Raw genomic sequence first — 21,244 nt, 5'->3', positions numbered from 1 at the left:
TCCCCGGTCAAGCCGGGGAATGACGTAGGCATATTTCCGATTTCCCTGTGCGTTCCGACGCCCTAGTTTCAGGATTCAACGGGGGGAGATGACCGTGACCACAGCCGCCTTGCCGACCGGGGCCGAGAAGCGCCGGGTGCTGTTCGCCAGCCTGATCGGCACCACCATCGAGTTCTTCGATTTTTACATCTACGCCACGGCGGCGGTGCTGGTGTTTCCGACGCTGTTCTTCCCGGGCAGCGACCCGACGACGGCCATGCTGGCGTCCTTCGCCACCTTCTCCATCGCCTTCTTCGCGCGGCCGGTGGGGGCCATCGTCTTCGGCCATTTCGGCGACCGGATCGGGCGCAAGGCGACGCTGGTGGCGGCGCTGATGACCATGGGCGTGTCCACGGTGGCCATCGGCCTGTTGCCCACCTATCAGGCCGCCGGGGTGATCGCGCCGCTGCTGCTGGCCATCTGCCGGTTCGGACAGGGGCTGGGGCTGGGCGGCGAGTGGGGCGGGGCGGTGTTGCTGGCCACCGAGAACGCACCCCCGGGCAAGAAGGCCTGGTACGGCATGTTCCCGCAACTGGGCGCGCCCATCGGCTTCATCCTGTCGACGGGGTCGTTCATCGTGCTGACGTCGGTGCTGGCCGAGGACCAGTTCCTGGCCTGGGGCTGGCGCATCCCGTTCATCGCCAGCGCGGTGCTGGTGGGGGTGGGGCTGTGGGTGCGGCTGAAGATCACCGAGACGCCGGCGTTCCAGACGGCCATCGACCGGCAGGAGCGGGTGAGGGCGCCGGCGCTGTCGCTGCTGGCCCGGCACAAGACGTCGCTGGTGCTGGGGACGCTGGCGGCGACGGCCACCTTCGTCCTGTTCTATCTGATGACCGTGTTCACCCTCGGCTGGGCGACCACGGCGATGGGCTATACGCGCGGCGAGTTCCTGCCGATCCAGCTGTTCGGGGTGCTGTTCTTCGGCCTGATGATCCCGATCTCGGCGCTGCTGGCGGACCGGGTGGGGCGGCGGCCGACCCTGATGTGGACCTCGCTGGCCATCGCCGTGTTCGGCCTCGTGCTGGCGCCGCTGTTCGGGTCGGGCGACCTGACGAGCGTGCTGATCTTCTTCATGCTGGGGTTCGGCCTGATGGGCTTCACCTACGGACCGCTGGGCGCGGCCCTGTCCGATCCGTTCCCCACGGCGGTGCGCTACACCGGGGCGTCCATGACCTTCAATATGGCGGGGATCGTGGGCGCGTCGCTGGCGCCCTATATCGCCACATGGCTCGCCGGGACCTGGGGACTGGCCTATGTGGGCTATTATCTGGCGGGCGCGGGAGTGATCTCGGCGCTGGCGTTCTGGGGGATGGCGAGGATGCGGGATGCGGATTGATGAAGAGCTGACGCCGAGGGTTCGCTGACAAGGAGCACGCTAATGCGTGCTCACGTCCCCTTGCGGGCGTTGGCATCCGCCGATGGGTCGTTCACATTCTCGGAATGGCAAAGCCAACCCCGATCCAGAACTACTATCTGTTCATCATCGCTTGGATGCGGTGGTTCGGCGTGGTCTTCGCGGTCGCCTCTGTCATCATCACAGCGAGCAATCTGCCGTGGCTCCTGCGGTCTAATGACATGAAGCTGTTAGCGGTTAATCTGGCTGGGGGAGCTGCGTTCATTCTGGTCGGACTGGTGCTGTATATGATCGGAACAGCGGTGGAGCGACGCTACCGCACCTACATTGCGAACCGGATCGAATAGGTTCGCTGCCCACCCATTGCGGCGGTTCGCGGCGTCTGCGGTTCTGCAGGTCGCCTTGCGTAATTCATGACCTGACCCAGGTCGGGGACTCATACTCCTGAACCCGTCAGTCCCGCCCTTGTGGCGGGACTCCATACGCACGAGACGTTCCGTGCTGGCCTTGCTCTGTCGGAGCGTATGGATCGCCGGGACAAGCCCGGCGATGACGCAGGCATGAGTTCAGGTGAGGGTTCTCAACCCAGGCGGCCGCCTGACGCGGTTCGCAGCGCACCTCGGTCTTCACCGAGTGGGCGATGAAGCAGTGCTCGTGGGCGTCGTGGTGCAGGGCGTCCAGCTGCTCGGTCGTGGGGGCGTCGCCCTCGAAGGTCACGGCGGGGCGCAGGGTGACGACGGTGACGGACAGCTTGCCCTGATCGTTCTTGCCCACATGGCCTTCGGGCTGGTCCTCGTAGCGCAGGACCTTGAAGCCGGCCTTGGCCGTGAGGGCCAGGAACCACAGCATGTGGCAGCTGGAGAGGGCGGCGATGAAGGCCTCCTCGGGGTCCACGGCCGCTTCCAGCGACATGGGGAGGGGCACCACCGAGGGGGAGGAGGAGGCGACCACCTCGACCCCGCCGTCGAACACCCAGCGGTGGGCGCGGCTATAGCGGTTGTCGGTGAAGGGCTCGTTCTGGTTTTCCCAGAGCACGGTCAGGGTGTGGCTGGACATCAGACTCCCTCGGTTGCGGCATAGACCATGATCCCCGTGGCGATGGCCAGGTTCAGGCTGTCGGCCCGGCCGCGCATGGGGATTTTCACATTGACGTCGCAGGCGGCGGCGAGGCGGTCGGTGAGGCCCGCCTGTTCGTTGCCCATCAGGATCAGGGCGGGGTGCTCCACCGGGGCGGCGCGGTAGTCGTGGGTCGCGTCCAGCCGGGTGCCGATGACGCTGCCGGGCCAGGTCTCGCGCCAGGCCAGGAAGGCGTCGGTGGTGGTCTTCGTCACGCTGACCGCGAAGACCGAGCCCATGGTGGCGCGCACGGCCTCCACCGAATAGGGGTCGCAGCAGTCGTCGATGAGGATGACGCCGCCGGCGCCCGCCGCATCACACGTTCGAATGATGGTCCCCAGATTGCCGGGATCACGCACCTGCTCCAGCGCCACCCAGGCGGGGGATGAGCGGGGGTTGAGCGTGTCCAGCGGGGTGAAGACCTGCTGGAAAACCCCCAGAACCGTCTGGGGGTTTTCCTTGCGGGAGACCTTTTCGAGGATGGCGCGGTTGACGGTGATGATCTCGCCACCGTTTGCCGTGGTGGCCTTGACGGCGCGGTCCAGCAGGGGGTGGGGGCGGGCGTCCTGACCCACCAGCAGGGTGCGCGGCGCCCGGTCCAGATCCAGCGCCTCGCCGATGAACTTCAAGCCCTCGGCCAGGAACAGGCCGGACTCGTCGCGACCCTTGCGGGCGTGCAGGGCGCGGATGGCCTTGACCGTGGGATTGGTCAGGGAAGTGATGACCCGTTCGTTCAAGAGGCGCTCCACCGCGAGAAGAAGCTGAGGCCGATCTCGGCGCCGCGGTCGCCCTGTTCCACAAGCGCCAGTTCGCCCCAGTCGATGACGCCGCCGCGCCCCGCCGTGGCCTCGGCGGTCAGATGGGCCAGCGACAGGCCCGAGATGCGCGCGGCGTAGGCGTTCAGCAGCAGGAACGAGGCGTCGGCGGCCAGCAGGGCGGCGCAGTCGTGCACCAGCTGCGGCAGGTCCTCGAACAGCCGCCAGACCTCGCCGGTGGGGCCGCGCCCGTACTTGGGCGGGTCGAGGATGACGCCGTGATATTTGGAGCCGCGCCGCACCTCGCGGGCCACATATTTGCGGGCGTCCTCGACGATCCAGCGGATGGGGCGGTCCTCGAGGCCGGACAGGGCGGCGTTCTCGCGGGCCCAGTTCACCGACTTCTTGGAGGCGTCCACATGGGTGACCTCGGCGCCCGCCGCCGAACAGGCCAGGCTGGCCACGCCGGTGTAGCCGAAGAGGTTGAGGATTCTGGGTTTGGCGAGTTTCCGCACCCGCCCGTCCAGCCATTCCCAGTTGGCCGCCTGCTCGGGGAAGAAGGCCAGATGGCGGAAGGGGGTGAAGCGGCTGTTGAAGCGCACCTGGTTCCACGCCAGCGGAAACAGGTCGATGGCCTTGTCGCGGAAGCTCCAGCGGCCGTCCTCGTCGTCGCCCTCGGGATCGAACACGGCGTCGGCCTTGTCCCACAGGTCGGGCCGGGCGGGCTTCCAGAAGCACTGGGGCTCGGGGCGGACCACGGTGAAGCGGCCGTAGCGCTCCAGCTTCTTGCCGTCGCCGCTGTCGATCAGGGCGTAGTCGGACCAGCCCGTGGTGCGCAGGGTTTCGGGGGTCGGAGCAATAAGGGGGGCCATGGACAGCGATTAGGCCGTCAGGCGGCCTGTCGTCCAGTCCGGTGATGGTCGCCGGGATCGTCGGGCGTGTGCGGGGTCTTGTCCCAGGCGAAGGGCTGGCGGATCAGACGCCACAGGGCGTGGGCGAAGGCGAGGCTGAGCATGGACCAGTAGAGCGGCGCGGCCAGCATGTCGCTGAGGCTGTAGGTCATGCCGGCGCGCCGGGACCCGACCCGGGCGGCGAGCCAGCTGGAGGCGGCCCCGACAACCAGCACCAGCAGCGCCATGGGCGGCGCGGCGGGCCACAGCCCGGCGCTGAGGGCGCCCAGGGACAGGGCCACCACCAGCATCAGGGCGAAGGCATGCACCGCGGCCGACACCAGGGCGACGCCGAGGGTCAGGTGCAGGCTGAGCAGGCCGCGCCAGCCCAGCGCCAGAGGGCGGCGCATATGCACCAGCCAGGTTTGCATGAACCCCTTCAGCCAGCGCGCGCGCTGGGGCAGCCAGGCGTCCAGGCCGCCCGGCGGCGTCTCCCAGGTGGGGGCGGACATCACGCCCAGCCGCCAGCCGCAGCGCCACAGGCGAAAGCCCAGGTCGGCGTCCTCGGTGACGTTCCATGGATCCCAGCCGCCGATCTGACGCAGGACGTCGACCCTGAAATGATTGCTGGTGCCGCCCAGGGGGAAAGGCAGGCCGAGGCGCGCCATGGCGGGCAGGATCACCTCGAACAGGGCCGCATACTCAGCGGCGAACTGGCGGTCCAGAAACGGGCGCCGCCGGGCGGGATCGGCGGGCGGGCGAATGCGCAGGGGCGCTTGCAGACACGCCAGGCGGGCACCCCCGGATGCGAACCGGGCGGCCGCCTCGCGGAGCTGGCCGGGATCGGGCTCGTCCTCGGCGTCGTAGACGGTGACCAGCCCCTCGCCGATCCGGCTGAGGGCGACGTTCAGGGCGCGGGGCTTGGTCATGGGGTCGCCGGGCGGGGCGACGAGCACCGACAGCCAGTCGGGGCGCGGGCAGGCGCGGGCGGCGGCGATGGTGTCCCCGTCGTCCGCCTCGATGACCAGAAAGCCGCGCAGCCGGTCCGCCGGATAGTCGAGCCGGGACAGCCGGTCCACGAGCTGGGGCGCCATGGCCGCCTCGTGCCTGAGGGCGGCGATGACGGCGTAGGGGGGCAGGTCCGGTGGCGGGGCGGGCAGGGCGGCGGGCAGCCTGCTGATCGCCACGGCCGCGACGCGCCACAGGGCGGCGATCAGGAACAGCAGCCAGAAGCCGTGCATAAGACCCAGGGCCGCAAGGCGGGGCGCGGTCAGCAACGACAGCGCAAGGATCCCCAGGCACGCCGCGGCGGCGATCCCCTGACCGGCGTCGAGCCCGCGTCGCCGGGCGCTCAACGCCATGGACGGCCCGATCACCGGCGGCTGGTCCGATCCATCGTGCATGGCAGGCCCCCGCCCATGTCTCCCGCGACTACAAAGGCCCGGTTGGCGCGGCGGGTCAAATGCCGCTATTCAGACGGCTCCTGTTTCCGGCGCGAGGGCCCATCTTGGCAGAGTCGATCACCGCCGCTGCGCCGCGCGCCGGACGCAAGCCCAAGGGCGAGGGCCACGAGCGCCGGGCTGAAATCCTTGAGGCCGCCGAGCGCCTGTTCGTGGAGTGCGGCTATGAGGGCGCCACGATCCGCAAGATCGCCGACGAGGTGGGGCTGTCGTCCACGGCCCTGTACATGCACTTTCGCGACAAGAGCGAGATCCTGGCCGAGATCTGCCGGGGCGCCTTTGCGCAACTCACCGCCCTGACGGCCCAGATCGAGGTCGAGGCCGCCCCCGTGGAGGTGAGGATGCGGCGGATGATGGAAGCCTATGCCCAGTTCGGCCTGCAGAACCCCAACGCCTATCGCCTGATCTACATGACCCGGCCCGAGGAGGCGCGCAGCGGCGCCGAAGACGTGGCGCGGGAGCTGGGCGCGGGGCTTTACCGGTCCTTCGCCGTGATGATCGAGGAAGCCCGCGCCACGGATCGGTTGAAGCAGGATCCGGCCGTCACGGGACAGATCCTGTGGGCGGGGGTTCACGGCGTCATCTCGCTGATCATCACCAAGCCCTATTTCGACTGGGCCGGTCAGGATGACCTGATCGGGGCCATGCTGGACGCCCTGTTCGAGAGCGTGCTGAAGCGATGACGCGGCTCGGGGGGGCGGCGCTGATCCTGGGGCTGGCTCTCCTGTGGGCCGGCGGCGTGCGCGCCGAGGGGCTGCGCATCCTGTCGCTGGACCAGTGCGCGGACCAGTACGCCCTGGCCCTGTCGGGACCGGACGACCGGCTGTTCCTGTCGCCGCGCGCGGACGATCCGGATTCCCGCATGGGAGCGCAGGCTGCGGGCCATGCCCGGGTTCGTCCGACCCTGGAGGCGGCGCTGGTGGCGCGACCGGACGTGGTGATCCGTTACTGGGGCGGCGAGCCGCGCCTGCTGGCGGCGCTGGAGCGGGGCGGCGTCACCATCGCGGGCATCGACGACGCCACGGACTTTGACGGCGTGCGCGCCAATGTGCGGCGCGTGGCCGGGGTGCTGGGCCGCGAGGATCAGGGCCGCCTGCTGGTCGCCGACATGGATGAGAGACTGGCGCGGGCCGCCAGCGCGAGGGCGTCGGGGTCGGCGCTGTACATGACGGCGGGCGGCTTCACGGCGGGGGACCGGACGATGGTGGGGGCGGTGTTCCGCGCGGCGGGGCTGCGATCGCTGTCGCCCAGCCCGTTTTTCGCGCCGGTGAGCGTGGAGCGGCTGCTGCTGGAGCCGCCGGCCCGCTTCGTCCTGGCCTTTTATGACCAGGTGCGGGCCGACTGGCGGGGGCCGGGGCGGCATCCGGCCCTGCGGCGGCTGATGGGCGAGCGCACTGTCACCCGGTTGCCCGCAGCGGTCATGGGGTGCCCGGCCTGGTTCGCAGCCGAGGCGGCCGAAACCCTGGCGGCGCAGGCGGCGAGGGCGTCCCGGCCATGACTCGTCTGAGCCTCTTTCTGCTTCTGGCGATCATGGCGGCGGCGGCGCTGGCCCTGACCTTCGGCGAAGTCAGCCTGAGCCCTGACCAGTACCGCGCCGCCTTCGCCGATCCGGCGTCGGTGGAGGCGGAAGTGCTGTGGCAGGTGCGGGCGCCGCGCATCGCCTGCGCCCTGATGGTGGGCGCCGCCCTGGGGCTGTCGGGGGCGGTGCTGCAGGGGCTGCTGCGCAATCCGCTGGCCGACCCCGGCGTGCTGGGGGTTTCGGCTGCGGCGGCGCTGGGGGCGGCCCTGGCCATCGTCATGGGCGGGGCGGCCTTGCCGGGGGTGGTGGAGGTGTCCGCCCTGATCGGCGCGGGTCTGGCCGGAGCGGCGCTGGTGATCTTCGCGGCCAGGGTGCGGGCGCCCGAAGCGCTGATCCTGTTCGGCGTGGCCCTGTCCAGTTTCGCCGGCGCCGTCACGGCCCTGATCTTCAATCTCTCGCCGTCGCCCATCGCCTCGGCCGAGGTGATGAACTGGCTGCTGGGCTCGGTGCAGAACCGCAGCTGGGCGGACGTGGCCTGGGTCACGCCGCTGGTGCTGATCTCGGGCGTGCTGGCGGCGTTCGCGGCCTCGGGTCTGCGCATGCTGACCCTGGGCGACGAGACGGCGGCGGCCTCGGGCCTGTCCATGGGGCGGGTGCGCACGGCGGCCCTGATCGCGGCGGCGCTGGCGGCCGGGGCGGCCACGGCGGTGGCAGGGGTGATCGGCTTCGTGGGGCTGGCGGCGCCGCATCTGGTGCGCCGGGCGGTGCGGGGCGATCCCGGGCGGGTGCTGTTGCCCGCCGCGCTGGCGGGGGGGCTGATCCTCGTGCTGGCCGATCTGGCGGCGCGGGTGACGCCGACGGATCAGGAACTGAAGCTGGGGGTGTTCACCGCGCTGGTGGGGGCGCCGCTGTTCGCCCTGATCGCCTGGCGTGCGGCGCGGGAGTGGCGGCTGTGAGCGCCCTGTCCCTGAGCGGCGCCACGGCGCGGCTGGACCGGCGCGCGGTGCTGTCCGGCGTCGATCTGCATGTGCTGCCGGGCGAGGTTGTGGCCCTGACCGGGCCCAACGGGGCGGGCAAGACCAGCGTGATCCGGGCGCTGGCGGGGGTGCTGCCGCTGGAGGCGGGCGAGGCGCGGCTGGACGGCCTGCCGCTGGCGCATCTGAGCGCGCGCGAGCGGGCGCAGCGGGCGGCCTGGCTGCCGCAGGACCGCCGCATCGCCTGGAACATGCCGGCGGTGGAGGTGGCCGCCCTGGGCGCGCCGTTCCTCTCGGGCGGCGAGGCCCGGGACCGGGCGCTGGAGGCCTTGATGGAGATCGACGCGGGCGATCTGGCCGCGCGCGGCGTGGCCGAGATGTCGGGCGGCGAGCGGGCGCGGGTGCTGTTCGCGCGGTTTCTGACCACAGGGGCGCCGGCCCTGATGGCCGACGAACCAGCGGCGGGTCTGGACCCGGACGCCCAGCTGCTGGTGATGGAGGTGCTGCGCAGCCGGGCCGAGGCGGGAGCGGCGGTGCTGGTCAGCCTGCACGATCTGTCGCTGGCCGCGCGCTATGCGGACCGGGTGGTGGTGATCGACCACGGTCGCATCGCCGCCGACGGCCCGCCGCGCGAGGCGCTGGCCCCGGCTGTGCTCCAGGCGGTGTTCGGCGTCGGCGGACGCTGGCTGGAGACGGCCCAGGGGCCGGTGCTCAGCACCTGGCGTCTGGGAAAGCCTGCGGGTTAGAACGGCCAGCGCGCCATGGCGGCGGCGAAGGCCAGCAGCGGCAGCAACAGAAGCGTCTCGACGTCCAGGCAGCGACGAACTTTCACCACATCGCCTGGATCAGGCTGGAAGCCTGGGTCGATCTTGCGGGCGCGGCGCCAGGTCATGAACCGGCGCGTGGGGATGATGGAGGCGGCGGCGATCAGGCCGAAGGTGAGAATCTTGGCCCAGAAGAAGGGATTCGTCTCATAGAACTCCCAGCCCTTGCCGCCCCAGATCACCCGGCAGACGCCGACGATCAGCACCAGCATGGCGGCGGCGCCGACGCCAGCGTCCAGACGGGCCAGCCGGTCCACGTTCACGGGCGTCGCGCGCAGCAGGACTCTTTCAGCCATGACCATGGCCACGAGGCCGAAGACAAGGATGTGGTGCAGGATGGCGAGGGTCAGATCCAGCATGAGGAAACTCCTTCACGGGCGCGTTGGAAACAGCATAGGTTGGCTACATGACACGATTTCTGTTGGTAGCGGCAGGGGGCGCAGCGGGGGCCATGGCGCGTTACGCCTTGGGTCTGGCGGTCATACGGCTGGGGCCGGGTCTGGCGTGGCCGGTGGGCACCCTGACGATCAATGTCGTGGGCGGGCTGCTGATGGGCCTGCTGGCGGGCTGGATCGCGCTGAGGGCCGGGGCGGGCGTGGACCATGAGCGGCTGCGCCTGTTGCTGGGCGTGGGCCTGCTGGGCGGTTTCACGACCTTTTCCGCCTTCTCGCTGGAGATCGCCCTGTTGATCGAGCGGCGCCAGCTGGGGCTGGCGGCGGCCTATGTGGGCCTGTCGGTGGTGTTGTCGGTGGCGGCCCTGTTCGCGGGACTGATGATCGCCCGGCGCCTCTGGTAGCCGGCGCGCGCGACGGCTTATAAGGCGGCCATGAGCCGTGAAGTGAAAACCCTGTATGTGGCCGAGGCCGAGGACGGCATCCGTCTGGACCGCTGGTTCAAGCGGCGCTGGCCGCACCTGTCCCATGTGCAGGTGCAGAAGATGGCCCGGTCGGGCCAGATCCGCGTGGATGGATCGCGCGCCAGGCCGGAGGACCGGCTGACGGCGGGCGCCGCCGTGCGGGTGCCGCCGATCCCCGATCCGGTCGAGAAGATCCCGGGCGAGCGGCCGACCCTGAGCGACCGGGACGTGGCCTACGCCCGCTCGCTGGTGCTGTTCGAGGACGACATGGTCATCGCCCTGAACAAGCCCGCCGGGCTGGCGGTGCAGGGCGGCACCAAGACCACCAAGCATGTGGACCGGCTGCTGTCGGCCTGGGGCGAGGGGCTGGAGCGGCCCCGGCTGGTGCACCGGCTGGACCGGGACACCTCCGGCGTCCTGCTGCTGGGCAAGGGACCAGAGGCGGCCAAGCGGCTGTCGGGCGCCTTCGCCCGGCGTCAGGCCAAGAAGACCTATTGGGCCATCGTCATGGGCGCGCCCAAGCCGGGGGCCGGACAGATCGATCTGGCGCTGAAGAAGTCGGGCATCAACGATTTCGAGATCATGCGCCCCGCCGATCCCAAGGAGCATGGGGCCGAGCCGGCGGAGACCGCCTTCGCCACCATCAGCCGGGCGGCGCACCGGGCCAGCTGGATGGCGCTGCGGCCCTTCACCGGGCGGACCCACCAGTTGCGGGCGCACATGAAGGCCATGGGGCATCCGATCCTCGGCGATCCCAAATACGGGGACGAGGCGTCGAACGAATTGTCGGGGCCGCTGAAGCTGCAACTGCATGCGCGGCGCATCGAGCTGGATCATCCCGGCGGCGGCAAGCTGATCGTGGAGGCGCCCCTGAGCCCCGAGATGAAGGCCGGCTTCGCCCACTTCGGCTTCTCGGAGGACGAGGCGGAGCAGGACCCCTTCGCCGGGGTCAAGCGCATCCGATGACGCCGGAGGGGATCAGCGAAACCCTGGCCCGCGCTCGTGATCTGGCCGGCGCAGGTCGGCTGGCGGATGCCGAGGCGCTGCTGCTGGATATGGTCCGCTTGCAGCATGCGCCGGACGCGGCGCTGGATCTGCATGCGGTGATCCTGCAGCGGCAGGGGCGTCACGAGGAACGGGCGGCGGTCCGTCGCCGGCTGAGGGATCGCAAACCCGGGAGTATGGTGGCGGAGCACAATCTGGCGTCGGCGCTGGGGGACATGGGGCGGTTCGCCGACGCGGAGCGCTCGGCCATGGCCGCCTTCTCCAAAGGTGGCGACGCGCCCGAAACATGGCTGGTTCTGGCCCGGGCGCTGCAGGCGCAGGGTCGGCTGGAGGAGGCGTCGAAGGCCTTCGGCGAGGCGATCCGGCGCCGGCCGACCTATCTGGACGCCCTGCGCGACGACGCCCAGCTGACCTGGATGCAGACCGGGGACCCGGCGGCCGCCTGCGCGCGGATCGATGCGGCGCTGATCCATACGCCGGCCGGCGCCTTGCGGGCGCTGAAGAGCCGGATTCTGGAATACGCGGGGGACCCGCGTGCGGCCTATGCCGCGGCCACGGACGGACCCATGGACGGGCCGGCCTGCAACGCCGCGGCGCGCGCGGCCGTGCATTTCGATCCGCCCATGGCGGTGGGTCATGCGCGGGAGGCGGTGCGGCTGGCGCCGGGCGATCAGGCCGCGGCCTGCGGGCTGGTGGAGGCCCTGCTGGCGTCCGGCGCGGCGGCGGAAGCGGACCGGCTGCTGGAGCCCCTGCTGGCGGCGAGCCCGCTGGACCAGCAACTGATCGCGCTGCGGGCGGCGGCGTGGCGGCTGCTGGGCGACGCCCGGGTCGCGAACCTCTATGACTATGACCGGATGGTGCTGGCCTCGGTGATCGACACGCCGGAGGGCTGGCCCGGCTTGGCCGCCTATCTGGCGGACCTGGCGCCGGCGCTGCGGGCCCTTCACCGCCTGAAGACCCACCCGCTGGACCAGTCGCTGCGCCACGGCACCCAGACCACGGCGGACCTGACGCTCAGCGAGGAGCCGGTCATCCGGGCTTTCTTCAAGGCCATCGACGGGCCGATCCGGCGCTACATCGCGGCGCTGGGCGACGGCGACGACCCACTGCGGCGCAGGAATACCGGCGACTATCGCATCGGCGGGGCGTGGTCGGTGCAGCTGCGCCCGAACGGGTTTCACGCCGACCATTTCCACGGCGAGGGCTGGCTGTCGTCGGCGTGCTACATCGAGGTGCCCGCGGCGGTGCATGGGGACGGCAAGGAAGGCTGGCTGAAGTTCGGTCAACCCGGGGCGCCGACGCAGCCGCGGCTGGAGCCGGAGCACCATGTGAAGCCGGAGCCGGGGCTGCTGGCGCTGTTCCCCTCCTACATGTGGCATGGGACCGTGCCCTTCTCGGGGGACCAGACCCGGCTGACCATCGCCTTCGACGTGGTCCCCGCATGAGGCGGGCGGGCGACGCGCCGCTGGCGGTGTTCGACATCGACGGGACCCTGGTGGACAGCCGCGCGGCGATCCTCGAGGCGGCGACGACGGCGGCGCGGGCCGTGGGGCTGGCCGAGCCGGGCTATGAGGCGGTGCGCCAGATCGTCGGGCTGTCGCTGCACGAGGCCCTGCGCCAGCTGGCCCCGGACCTGACGGAAGGCGAACTGGCCGAGTTCGTGGCGGCCTATCAGGGCGCGTTTCGGGCCATGCACGACCGGCCCGGGTTCGAGGAGCCGCTCTATCCCGGGGCCATGGACCTGCTGGATCGGCTGAGCCGGGACGGCTGGCGGCTGTCGCTGGCCACCGGGCAGTCGCGGCGGGGTGTGGAGAGGAACCTGGCCCGGGCGGGCTGGGCTGACCTGTTCCTGAGCAGCCACTGCGCCGAGGACGGGCCGGGCAAGCCCGACCCGGCCATGCTGGTCCGGGCCATGGCGGTCTGCGGCGGCGCGCCGGAGCGTACGGTGATGATCGGCGACACCAGCCATGACATGCGCATGGCGCTGAACGCCGGGGTCCGGCCGCAAGGGGTGGCCTGGGGGTTTCACACGGCGGATGAGGTGACGGCGTCCGGGGCGGTCCATGTGGCCGAGGACTTTCCTGCGCTGGAACAGGCACTTGACCGGTTCGCGGGCACACGCCGGGCGGCGTGACAATTTCCACAACCAAGTCGCCGGAAATGCGTTACAGCCCCATGATGAAAACCTTGACCGTTTCCGCGATCTGCTTTTCGGCCCTGACCCTGGGCGCCTGCGCCGCCACCCAGTCGGCCGGAGGCGGCGTCCAGACCGTCCGCGACGGCTTCGCCGACGCCGCCACCGCCCCGCTGGAAGACCTGAACCTGCGCCGCGACGCCATCCCCACGGTGCTGCTGCAGGCCCAGTCGGCGCCCTATGACATGCGCAACATGGAGCGTTGCCCGACCATCGCCGCCGAGGTCCGGCGGCTGGACGACGCCCTTGGGCCCGATCTGGATGAGCCCAGGCCCCAGAACGGGTCGCTGAACAGCGAGATCGCGGCGGACGCGGCGGCCTCGGCCACCCTTGACGCCATCCGCGACACCGCCACCGACTTCATCCCCCTGCGCAGCTGGGTGCGGCGGCTGAGCGGGGCCGAGCAGCACAGCCAGCAGGTGCAGGCCGCCATCCAGGCCGGGCTGCAGCGCCGGGCGTTTCTGAAAGGCATGGGCATGCAGCGCAACTGCGCCCCGCCCGCGGCGCCCAGCTGGTTCACGCCCCGGGGCTGACCGGCCCGAACACCCGCTCGAAGCTCGCCTTCAGGGCGGCGTCGGCGTCGTCCATGCCGGCGATCAGGCCCAGATCAGCGAGGCTGGTGACGCCGTGCTCGCGGATGCCGCAGGGGACGATGCCGTCGAAGTGGCTCAGGTCCGGCTCCACGTTCAGGCTGATCCCGTGGAAGCTGACCCAGCGGCGCACCTTGACCCCGATGGCGGCGATCTTGTCCTCGCGGGCCTGGGGCGTCCCGTCGTCGCCCACGAAGCGGCGCTCGACCCAGACCCCGACGCGGCCGTCGCGCACGTCCGCCTCCACATTGAAGGCGGCCAGGGCGCCGATGATCCACTGCTCGAGCCCGCGCACGAAGGCGCGCACGTCGCGGCCCCGCCGGTTCAGGTCCAGCATCACATAGGCCACCCGCTGGCCGGGGCCGTGATAGGTGTACTGGCCGCCGCGCCCGGTCTGGAATACCGGGAAGCGGGCGTCGATCAGGTCGTCCGACTTCGCCGAGACCCCGCCGGTGTAGAGGGGCGGATGCTCCAGCAGCCAGACCCGCTCCTCGGCCCCGCCTGCGTGGATGGCGGCGACCCGGTCCTCCATGAAGGCCACGGCCTCCTCATAGGGCACGGGGGCGGGGGCTGTGACCCACTGGACCGGCCGCCCGTCATCGCGACGCAGACGGGCCAGATCGGGCGGGGAACTTAACGGCTGGGAAAGCATGATCGGTCCAATGTGGCGGCAGGGGGCAGCCATGCAAGACCAGACCACCCCGGTAACCGCGTCAGTACACCCGATGAGCCAGATCGAATCCGTCAATGTCGAGATCTCCGTGGTGCTCGGTCGCTCCGTGCTGCCGATGGCGCAGCTGTTGCGTATGGGCCGGGGCGCGGTGATCCCGCTGGACGCCGGGGAGTATGACGAGGTCTGGATCCTGGCCAACAACCACCCCGTGGCGCGCGGCGAGATCACCATCAACGAAGACCGCATCGCCATCACGGTGACCCGCCCGGCGGACCTGTACGACTATATGGCGGGCGCGGCGTAGCGGCTGCCCTGTCGCGAATCGGTCCCTTGTCATCCCGGCCGTAGCGAAGCGGAGAGCCCCTCTTTATGTCATCCCGGCCGTAGCGAAGCGGTGAGCCGGGCGAAGGGCGACGGAGCCCTTGGCCCGGATCGTCGCGGGGCGCCGTCCGGGCCGTGGAGGGTTTTGGGTCCCGTCCCGTCCCGGATAGCGCCTGCGGCGCTTTCGGGATGACAAGGGACGAGCCGGGTGGCGATGGTGAGACTCTCCGCGCGAAAAACAGTGCAACGAGAGTCTCACGGGGCGCCCGAGAGGACGTCCGAGAGCGGCTCCGAGCCCTTGAGGCTGAGGATTTCGGTCTGGATGTCGCGCATCGCCTGATCGAGGTCATCGACCGGCCTGTCGTGAGACTCTTCGGGTGAAAAAGAGTGCAACGGGAGTCTCATGGTCCCCGTGTGAACGGCCTGTTCCACCTGCTGGCTGATGGCTGCGATCCGGGCGGCGAGGCGTACGAGATCGCTTGTGGAGATGGGCGTGGCGGCGTCGGCGACGGCGGCGGGGTCGTCGATGGGCTCGTCGTCTGCGCGGGGCGGTTCGTGAGACTCCGACGCCGAAAAACAGTGCAACGGGGTCCCGGACAGCACCTGCGGCGCTTGCGGGATGACAAGGCGATCCCCGGCGATTTGCGCCGCCTCCGCCTCGCGGCGTTCCGTCGCCTCGCGCTCCATGCGGGCTTCGCGGGCCTCGATCTCCTCAAAGCGGGCGATGGGCTTGAGGTCCTTGTAGAGGCGCAGCCAGCCGCGGGCCTCGATCAGGCGGCCGGCGGCGACGGCGGCCTGGACGTGGGCCCAGCATTTGTCGACCATCTGCGTGGCGGTGAGGGGTGCGGCCTCCGTCCCCGATAGCGCCTGCGGCGCTTCGGGGATGACAAGGAGGCCGTCCTGCGCCGGCGGGGGCTCTGGCGCCGGCGCTTCCGGCTCCGGCTGGTCCATGCGACGCCAGCCGCCTTCCTGCAGGTAGCGGCGGAAGGTGGACAGGCGCAGGTCGTGGCGGCGGCAGACGGCCTCGGCTGTGGCGCCGGCCAGATACTCCTCACGGGCGGCGGTCCAGCGGCGGGAGTCTCCGGTCAGGCGGCCGGGCGGGGCGGGGGGAACGACGGTCATGCTCATCCCGCCATTATCCGGCGCCCCGGAAGCGTGAGGCGAAAAACAGGGTTTCGCGGCGCCGAACCCTTGCAGGCCCTGGCATTGGCGCCGGAAAGTGCGGGATGAACGGGGCAGTTTTCCGTCTGCTTTTGAGGGTGGAGGCGACCGCCGGCGGCGCTCGGGTCGGATGAGGGGGAAAGCACCCCCTGTCCGACAGGGCCCGGTCAGCGGGCTTCAGGACGATCCAGAGCGAACCGGCTGCCACCGGGAGTCACCCCTCATCCGTCATGCTCCGCATGACACCCGTCGTCGAACGCCGCTGGTGTTCTTCTCCACCCACAAGGGGAGAAGGAGATGACTATCGAACCCTTCTGGAGATCTGCTTGATTGCATCAATCGTCACACATGCGTCTGCGACTGAGGTCTGATCTCTCTCAAGTTTGCAGCGCTGACGTAAGCATCGACGGAGGCGCGCTGCGATTTGTTGTCGAGCGCTGGCGCCGGGACTCGGTCGGCGTTCTCTCTACGAGCCGCAAAATGATCGTCAAACCAGTCATCGGCCTGGGCGGCCCAGTCAGCCGGGAAGGTTGGTCCGCCGGCTTTCGCGATGTCCTTCGAAATGCCGCTGAACCACTCCGCGTCGATCTCGACGCCGCTCTCTCTCGCGAACTGCATGCGCGCGAATAATTCTTCAGCGGTCTCTCGATCGGCGGCGGAGGGAGCGTTGCCCTCATCATCAAGAATGAGCGCCGCGGGGCCGCTGATGAACAGGTTGTAGCCTGTGATCTCACGGAACATCGCCTTGTCGCTCTCGGTGACAAGGGACAGCCTGGATGCGGCGTCCCGGTCCGACGCGCTCCATGTGTCGGGCGAGCCCAAAGCGAGAAATTTCGCCATGTCGTCCTGAGGCGTCTGGATGGTTACGCCCTTTTTCATCACCGGCGCGCCGAGGTCACTCAGCTTCACGGACCCGTCGTCGTTCAACTGAAACAATGCGGCCAAGGTTTCGGGCGCGGTGAGCCGGGTCACGCCGACGAACTGGCCGCCGCTGAACAGCGACGGTTGCTGGCCAGCGACGGTCGACGCCTCGGGGGCGGCTCCGGGGGCCGCGACGGCCGCCGAACGGGCTGCTGGAGCCAATCCATGGACTGGGTTCTGGTAGCCTGATGAACTGATCTGCATCACAGCCTCCCTGCGTCGCCCGGACCTGATGCAAGGCCCGTTCCATCCGAAGCGCCGAAAAAACTCCAATATAACAAGTGCAAAGCGGCATATGTGAAATGGCAAATTTTGTCAGTCGGCAGTTTTTTCACAAGTCTCTGTGTGAGTCAGGAGCCCCGCCAAGGTCGCCAGAGACCAGCAAGATGCCGCCGCGGCACCGGCCTTTGGTGTCTCGGTCAGGACTGGTGGCGAATGACTGCTTCCCGGCCCATCAGAAAGCGGACCTCGTGCAGGTCCGCTTTCTGATGGCTTCATGCCTCGAGGTCCGGCGGCTGGAGGCCCCTGCGATCAGGCGGCCTGGTCGAGGAGGGTCTGCACGGCGGTGACGATCTGGGACGGCAGGAAGGGCTTGGGGATGAGGATGCTGCGGGCGACGCCCCGGGCGCGCCAGTCGGCCATGCTGTCGCCGGTGATGTAGATCACGCCGATGGCGGGGTTGGCCGCGCGGGCCGCGTCGGCGACGCCCCAGCCGTCGGGCGGCTCGCCGAGCCGGATGTCGGTGACCAGGACCTGGAAGCCGGTGGGGTCCGCCCGGATCGTGGCCGTGGCCTCGCGGCCGGAACAGGTGACGCTGGTGGTCAGGCCCTCATCCTCGAGGGTCATCTCGATGAGGCCGGCGATCAGGCCTTCGTCCTCGGCGATGAGGATGCAGGCGGGGGAACCGGTCAAGGCGGGGGTCCGGTCATCGGTCACCATGACCCGGCGCGGAACAGGGACTCGGTCTGCTCGGTCAGCTCCGACAGGATGCCGGTGACCTGGGCGCCGCTGCCGGTCTCGGTGATGATCCGGAAGGATTGATCCTTCAGGGGGGTGGGATCGGGGCGCGCCATGGCCCAGCCGGTGAACAGGCGATTCTGGATGGGCCATTCGCCGAGAACCGTCAGGTTCCGGTGCCGGACATCCGCCCGGATCCGGTCGACGAGGGCGTCCACCTTGGAGCGGATCCCTTCGATCACCTGGACGAACTTGCCGTCGGGCAGGGCCAGGCACCCGGTGATGCCTTCGCGCCGGTTGTTGGTGACCGACACGCGGAAGATGTCATCGAGGCTTTCGGTGTCCGCGTGGGCGATGCAGGAGTCGCTTCTGTACACGACGCGCCAGAGGGGGTTTTGCGCCGGGGAGGCCACTCAGACGTCCTCCGGCAGGTCGTAGCTGAGGCTGGCGCCGATGGCGCCGAGGATGGCGGCGGACTGGCGCTGCGACCCGGGCGTGGCATGGCGCTCGGCCTGGATCTCGGTCTCCGCCTCGGCGGCCACCTCCACGCACTCGACGGCGTCGCGCACGGTGATCACCTTGCGGGCGATCAGGCCGTGGATCAGGCTTTCCACCAGCAGCAGGGCGGCGTGACCGTGGGCGTCGGGGCCGCCCGAGGCATGCCGCTCACCGTTATCGTTGGAACTGTCGGACGGCATGCAGGCTACTCCGGATCGGGCGCGGTTCTGACCGGCGGAGCTCTGAACAAGCTCACGGGGCAGAGATATCGTGGAGCGTAGCCCCTCGGCTATCACCTAGATCAACATTGAACTATAACTTTCATCAATATCTAGAGGCTGCAAGGCATGGGATGGTTCCGGCATGAGCAACCGTTTCATCGACAAGCTGAGCGGTTTTGCCAGCCTTTCGCCCAGTGAGGTCGCCGTGCTCGAGGCCGCGACCGCGGATCCCGTGAAGTACGCCGCCAAGCACGACCTGATCCGCGAGGGCGACCGCCCCGGCCCGGTGTTCGTGGTGCTGGAAGGCTGGGCCTGTCGCTACAAGATCCTGCCCAACGGGGCGCGGCAGGTGCTGGCCTATCTAATGCCGGGGGATTCCTGCGACCTGCACGTGGGCCTGCTGGCGGCCATGGACCACAGCATCCAGACCATCACGCCGGCGGTGGTGGCCACCATCGACCGGATGGTCATGGACGACATGATGTTCGAGCACCGGGGGATCGCCAAGGCGATGTACCGGGGCCAGCTCATCGATGAAGGCACCATGCGGGCGTGGATCACCAGCATGGGAAGGCGGGCCAGCATCGAGCGCGTGGCGCACCTGATGTGCGAGCTGTACCTGCGGGCGCGCAACGTGGGGCTGACGCTGGAGCCGCCGTTCGCCCTGCCGCTGTCGCAGGCGCTGCTGGCGGACTCGCTGGGCATGACGCCGGTGCATCTGAACCGGGTGGTGAAGGAACTGCGGGCCAGCGGGGCCATGACGCTGCAGCGGGGCAGCCTGATCATCGAGGATCCGGTGCGGCTGATCCGGATCGCCGGATTCGACGAGAACTATCTGCACCGGCGCCTGCGCAGCGGGGCCTGAGACGGCGACGAGCTGGCGCGTGCGACTCGCCCCGGTCAGTTAAATTCCCTGATAGCAACCTATGTTCGATAACCTGCGGCGGCTTTGTGGCACGGTCAGTCATCGCTGGCGTGGCCGGCTTGAGAGAGATCGGCGCCGTACGCCGCACACTCCCGCATTCGACACGGGGAGCGCATCATGACCTATTTCTGTTTCATCGAATCCACGCAGTCATCCGTTCCGCACATGGAGCCGCTGTTCGTGGACGACGCCGAAACGGCCCTGGCGAGAACGCGGCGTCTGATGGCCGAACACGGCAGCGTCACCGTGGCCCACGTGTTCTATCTGGACGAGCGCATTGCGACGCTCACGCCCACGGACGGAGTGTCCTGACGCTCAGGACGCCGCAGCCTGACGTTGCGCCTCTTGATGGGCGGTGTCGGGATGCCCCTCCCACAGGCCCAGACGGCGGTGGGTCTTGGCCGCCAGCTCGGCGCAGCGACGCAGGGCGTCGGCCAGGTCCAGGGCGTCGTCCAGCTGACCGACGAGCAGGGCGCCGCGAGCGGTGGCCTGCAACAGGTCGGTCTTGACCTGCTGGTAGGCCTGTTCGGCGGTCTCGATCAGGCGGGTGCAGGCGGGCTCCAGGTCGGCGGCGTTCGCACCGGGCCCGTTCAGGCTGTCCGTCAGCGCCTGACGCAGGCCCGCCCAGCCCGTTGACGCGGCGGCGATGACCGCCGGGACCGTCTGCAGCCGCAGGCTCATGCGTTCGATCTCCTCCAGATGCTGAACGGCCCGGATCACGTCGGGCAGGGCGTCGGCCACGCTGTCGGGAAGGGGGCCGGCGCTCATCTCGCCGATGAAGGTCCGGATTTCCCGCCCCAGAGGCAGAAGCCGGCCCGGGTCCGTCGCCGGCCCCGCCGCCTTCGCCGTCCGCCGCTGGACGACCATGGCGAAGGCGGCCTCGCGCATGCGCTCCACCTCCAGCACCAGTCCGCGCAGGGCCAGGTCCGGCACCTTGGCGAGGGTGGGGTCGAGATATCTCGGCCGGGCCAGGCTTTCCTCGGCGGACACGAAGCGGCGCTGAAGGAAGGTGATCAGGCGCGTTCCCATCAGGGCCATGAGCAGGGCGCCGAGCAGATTGAACAGGGTGTGGAACATGGCCAGGATCGCGGGCGTCTCCGCCTGCGGATTGAAGCCGGCCGTCAGCCAGGTGCTCAGCCACAGGAGCGGCGACAGCAGCAGCAGGGCCCCTGTGGCGGCGGTCAGGTTGAAGATCACATGGGCGGTGGCCACCCGCCGCGCCGCCGGCGTGGCGCTCAGGGCGGCAAGGATCGCCGTCGAGGTGGTGCCGATATTGGTGCCGATCACCGCCATGGCGGCCATGGACAGGGGGATCTCACCACTGGCGGCGGCGGTCAGGGCCAGGGCGATGGCGGCGCTGGAGGACTGGGTGAGGACCGTGACGAGCATGCCCAGAGCCAGGGCGATCAGCAGGGCGGTGAAGGTGGCGTCGCCCGTGAACAGGTGCCCCATGTCGCCCATGAGGTCGGCAAAGCCGCCTTGCAGGACCCCGACGCCGAGAAAGAAGGCCCCGAACCCGGCCATGGCCTGGGCCGCGCCGAACAGACGCGAGCGGCCGCGGAACGCCAGCCGGCCCAGCATGCCCAGGCCGATCAGGGGCAGGGCCAGGGCCGCCACATCGATCTTCACGCCCACCAGGGCCACCAGCCAGCCGGTCATGGTGGTCCCGACATTGGCCCCGATGATGAGCCAGACCGCCTGTGCCAGGCTGAGCAGGCCGGCGTTGACGAAGCCCAGGGTGGCGACCGTCACGGCGCTGGAGGATTGCAGCAGGGCGGTGATCAGGACCCCGGCCAGGAAGCCGCGCGGCGCAGACCGGGTCCAGGACTCCAGAACCGCCTGCAGGGCGCCGCCGGCCGCCAGCTTCAGCCCTTCGGTCATCAGCCACATGCCGAGCAGGAACAGGCCGATGCCGCCGAGCAGGGATGCGAACACACTCAGGGTCATGACGTCTCACCCGATCGTCGCTTCACCCGGCCGCCCTCGCAAAG

Annotated in this window: 26 protein-coding genes; 14 read left to right on the top strand and 12 right to left on the bottom strand. The window is 69.8% G+C overall.

Translation table 11 applies throughout. The features are described 5' to 3' along the window. The first annotated feature begins 94 nt into the window (after nucleotides 1-94). Both ACK4SE_RS08455 and ACK4SE_RS08450 read left to right on the top strand, forming a co-directional pair. Nucleotides 95-1,375 carry an MFS transporter gene (locus tag ACK4SE_RS08455; protein WP_409691246.1) on the top strand — a complete coding sequence of 427 codons (1,281 nt, stop codon included), beginning with the start codon at nucleotides 95-97 and terminating at the stop codon, nucleotides 1,373-1,375. Nucleotides 1,376-1,479: 104 nt separating this feature from the next. After that, nucleotides 1,480-1,740, top strand: a complete 261-nt coding sequence (locus ACK4SE_RS08450) for a hypothetical protein (RefSeq protein WP_409691132.1) — start codon at nucleotides 1,480-1,482, stop codon at nucleotides 1,738-1,740. Between the two features lie 106 nt (nucleotides 1,741-1,846). Here the strand turns inward: ACK4SE_RS08450 and ACK4SE_RS08445 are convergent, their stop codons facing one another. The 4 genes from ACK4SE_RS08445 to ACK4SE_RS08430 are packed head-to-tail and all read right to left on the bottom strand — an operon-like array spanning nucleotide 1,847 to nucleotide 5,557. Then, nucleotides 1,847-2,449 (bottom strand): OsmC family protein, encoded by a 603-nt coding sequence (locus tag ACK4SE_RS08445; protein WP_409691129.1) that lies wholly within the window; start codon nucleotides 2,447-2,449, stop codon nucleotides 1,847-1,849. Next, on the bottom strand, nucleotides 2,449-3,246 hold the full coding sequence (locus ACK4SE_RS08440; RefSeq protein ID WP_409691127.1) for a TrmH family RNA methyltransferase: 798 nt from the start codon (nucleotides 3,244-3,246) through the stop codon (nucleotides 2,449-2,451). The genes ACK4SE_RS08445 and ACK4SE_RS08440 overlap by 1 nt, the downstream gene beginning before the upstream one ends. Continuing rightward, nucleotides 3,243-4,136: a class I SAM-dependent methyltransferase gene (locus tag ACK4SE_RS08435; protein WP_409691124.1), complete on the bottom strand. Its 894-nt coding sequence runs from the start codon at nucleotides 4,134-4,136 to the stop codon at nucleotides 3,243-3,245. Before ACK4SE_RS08435 ends, ACK4SE_RS08440 begins: the two co-directional genes overlap by 4 nt. 17 nt (nucleotides 4,137-4,153) lie before the next feature. Then, nucleotides 4,154-5,557 carry a glycosyltransferase family 2 protein gene (locus ACK4SE_RS08430; protein WP_409691121.1) on the bottom strand — a complete coding sequence of 468 codons (1,404 nt, stop codon included), beginning with the start codon at nucleotides 5,555-5,557 and terminating at the stop codon, nucleotides 4,154-4,156. 104 nt (nucleotides 5,558-5,661) lie between these two features. Between ACK4SE_RS08430 and ACK4SE_RS08425 the strand changes: the two genes are divergently transcribed. Genes ACK4SE_RS08425 through ACK4SE_RS08410 form a run of 4 tightly spaced genes read left to right on the top strand, consistent with a single transcriptional unit; the run spans nucleotide 5,662 to nucleotide 8,853 of the window. Next, nucleotides 5,662-6,297: a TetR/AcrR family transcriptional regulator gene (locus ACK4SE_RS08425; RefSeq protein ID WP_409691120.1), complete on the top strand. Its 636-nt coding sequence runs from the start codon at nucleotides 5,662-5,664 to the stop codon at nucleotides 6,295-6,297. Continuing rightward, nucleotides 6,294-7,112 carry an ABC transporter substrate-binding protein gene (locus ACK4SE_RS08420; RefSeq protein WP_409691117.1) on the top strand — a complete coding sequence of 273 codons (819 nt, stop codon included), beginning with the start codon at nucleotides 6,294-6,296 and terminating at the stop codon, nucleotides 7,110-7,112. Before ACK4SE_RS08425 ends, ACK4SE_RS08420 begins: the two co-directional genes overlap by 4 nt. Next, nucleotides 7,109-8,089, top strand: coding sequence for a FecCD family ABC transporter permease (locus tag ACK4SE_RS08415; protein WP_409691114.1), 981 nt, complete (start codon nucleotides 7,109-7,111; stop codon nucleotides 8,087-8,089). The genes ACK4SE_RS08420 and ACK4SE_RS08415 overlap by 4 nt, the downstream gene beginning before the upstream one ends. Continuing rightward, nucleotides 8,086-8,853 (top strand): ABC transporter ATP-binding protein, encoded by a 768-nt coding sequence (locus ACK4SE_RS08410; RefSeq protein ID WP_409691112.1) that lies wholly within the window; start codon nucleotides 8,086-8,088, stop codon nucleotides 8,851-8,853. Before ACK4SE_RS08415 ends, ACK4SE_RS08410 begins: the two co-directional genes overlap by 4 nt. Here ACK4SE_RS08410 and ACK4SE_RS08405 read toward each other — a convergent pair. Then, on the bottom strand, nucleotides 8,850-9,290 hold the full coding sequence (locus ACK4SE_RS08405) for a DUF2214 family protein (protein WP_409691109.1): 441 nt from the start codon (nucleotides 9,288-9,290) through the stop codon (nucleotides 8,850-8,852). The two genes, ACK4SE_RS08410 and ACK4SE_RS08405, sit on opposite strands and share 4 nt — an antisense overlap. A 47-nt stretch (nucleotides 9,291-9,337) precedes the next feature. On the opposite strand from ACK4SE_RS08405, the gene crcB reads away from it, so the two are divergent. Genes crcB through ACK4SE_RS08380 form a run of 5 tightly spaced genes read left to right on the top strand, consistent with a single transcriptional unit; the run spans nucleotide 9,338 to nucleotide 13,519 of the window. Beyond that, complete coding sequence (gene crcB, locus ACK4SE_RS08400; RefSeq protein WP_409691106.1) at nucleotides 9,338-9,727, top strand: fluoride efflux transporter CrcB; 390 nt, start codon at nucleotides 9,338-9,340, stop codon at nucleotides 9,725-9,727. Nucleotides 9,728-9,757: 30 nt separating this feature from the next. Then, nucleotides 9,758-10,753 carry an RluA family pseudouridine synthase gene (locus ACK4SE_RS08395; RefSeq protein ID WP_409691103.1) on the top strand — a complete coding sequence of 332 codons (996 nt, stop codon included), beginning with the start codon at nucleotides 9,758-9,760 and terminating at the stop codon, nucleotides 10,751-10,753. Further along, nucleotides 10,750-12,237 carry a putative 2OG-Fe(II) oxygenase gene (locus tag ACK4SE_RS08390; protein ID WP_409691100.1) on the top strand — a complete coding sequence of 496 codons (1,488 nt, stop codon included), beginning with the start codon at nucleotides 10,750-10,752 and terminating at the stop codon, nucleotides 12,235-12,237. The genes ACK4SE_RS08395 and ACK4SE_RS08390 overlap by 4 nt, the downstream gene beginning before the upstream one ends. Continuing rightward, complete coding sequence (locus ACK4SE_RS08385) at nucleotides 12,234-12,926, top strand: HAD-IA family hydrolase (RefSeq protein WP_409691097.1); 693 nt, start codon at nucleotides 12,234-12,236, stop codon at nucleotides 12,924-12,926. The genes ACK4SE_RS08390 and ACK4SE_RS08385 overlap by 4 nt, the downstream gene beginning before the upstream one ends. Before the next feature lie 44 nt (nucleotides 12,927-12,970). Beyond that, entirely contained in the window at nucleotides 12,971-13,519 is a 549-nt protein-coding gene (locus ACK4SE_RS08380; RefSeq protein WP_409691244.1) for a hypothetical protein, read from the top strand. Here ACK4SE_RS08380 and lipB read toward each other — a convergent pair. After that, nucleotides 13,503-14,228 carry a lipoyl(octanoyl) transferase LipB gene (lipB, locus tag ACK4SE_RS08375; RefSeq protein WP_409691094.1) on the bottom strand — a complete coding sequence of 242 codons (726 nt, stop codon included), beginning with the start codon at nucleotides 14,226-14,228 and terminating at the stop codon, nucleotides 13,503-13,505. The genes ACK4SE_RS08380 and lipB overlap by 17 nt on opposite strands. A gap of 31 nt (nucleotides 14,229-14,259) precedes the next feature. Between lipB and ACK4SE_RS08370 the strand changes: the two genes are divergently transcribed. Then, complete coding sequence (locus ACK4SE_RS08370) at nucleotides 14,260-14,553, top strand: FliM/FliN family flagellar motor switch protein (protein WP_409691091.1); 294 nt, start codon at nucleotides 14,260-14,262, stop codon at nucleotides 14,551-14,553. A 272-nt stretch (nucleotides 14,554-14,825) separates the two neighbouring features. On the opposite strand, the gene ACK4SE_RS08365 is transcribed toward ACK4SE_RS08370, so the two are convergent. The 5 genes from ACK4SE_RS08365 to ACK4SE_RS08345 all read right to left on the bottom strand — a co-directional run bounded on the left by ACK4SE_RS08365 (nucleotide 14,826) and on the right by ACK4SE_RS08345 (nucleotide 18,307). Beyond that, on the bottom strand, nucleotides 14,826-15,692 hold the full coding sequence (locus tag ACK4SE_RS08365; RefSeq protein WP_409691088.1) for a hypothetical protein: 867 nt from the start codon (nucleotides 15,690-15,692) through the stop codon (nucleotides 14,826-14,828). 381 nt (nucleotides 15,693-16,073) lie between these two features. Then, nucleotides 16,074-16,856, bottom strand: coding sequence for a hypothetical protein (locus tag ACK4SE_RS08360; RefSeq protein ID WP_409691085.1), 783 nt, complete (start codon nucleotides 16,854-16,856; stop codon nucleotides 16,074-16,076). 327 nt (nucleotides 16,857-17,183) lie between these two features. After that, entirely contained in the window at nucleotides 17,184-17,564 is a 381-nt protein-coding gene (locus tag ACK4SE_RS08355) for a response regulator (protein ID WP_409691082.1), read from the bottom strand. Between the two features lie 20 nt (nucleotides 17,565-17,584). Then, nucleotides 17,585-17,986, bottom strand: coding sequence for a BLUF domain-containing protein (locus ACK4SE_RS08350; RefSeq protein WP_409691080.1), 402 nt, complete (start codon nucleotides 17,984-17,986; stop codon nucleotides 17,585-17,587). 36 nt (nucleotides 17,987-18,022) lie between these two features. Continuing rightward, nucleotides 18,023-18,307, bottom strand: coding sequence for a hypothetical protein (locus tag ACK4SE_RS08345; RefSeq protein ID WP_409691077.1), 285 nt, complete (start codon nucleotides 18,305-18,307; stop codon nucleotides 18,023-18,025). A 163-nt stretch (nucleotides 18,308-18,470) separates the two neighbouring features. On the opposite strand from ACK4SE_RS08345, the gene ACK4SE_RS08340 reads away from it, so the two are divergent. Together ACK4SE_RS08340 and ACK4SE_RS08335 are read left to right on the top strand one after the other, a co-directional pair. After that, complete coding sequence (locus ACK4SE_RS08340; protein ID WP_409691074.1) at nucleotides 18,471-19,193, top strand: Crp/Fnr family transcriptional regulator; 723 nt, start codon at nucleotides 18,471-18,473, stop codon at nucleotides 19,191-19,193. Nucleotides 19,194-19,370: 177 nt separating this feature from the next. Then, nucleotides 19,371-19,565, top strand: a complete 195-nt coding sequence (locus ACK4SE_RS08335; protein WP_409691071.1) for a hypothetical protein — start codon at nucleotides 19,371-19,373, stop codon at nucleotides 19,563-19,565. 3 nt (nucleotides 19,566-19,568) lie between these two features. On the opposite strand, the gene ACK4SE_RS08330 is transcribed toward ACK4SE_RS08335, so the two are convergent. Beyond that, on the bottom strand, nucleotides 19,569-21,200 hold the full coding sequence (locus ACK4SE_RS08330) for a Na/Pi cotransporter family protein (RefSeq protein ID WP_409691068.1): 1,632 nt from the start codon (nucleotides 21,198-21,200) through the stop codon (nucleotides 19,569-19,571). Nucleotides 21,201-21,244: the final 44 nt, after the last annotated feature.

The organism is Brevundimonas sp. (assembly GCF_046293315.1).
Classification (GTDB): domain Bacteria; phylum Pseudomonadota; class Alphaproteobacteria; order Caulobacterales; family Caulobacteraceae; genus Brevundimonas.
Note: the sequence above shows the minus strand (reverse complement) of the source record. Positions and strands in the feature narration are given on the sequence as shown.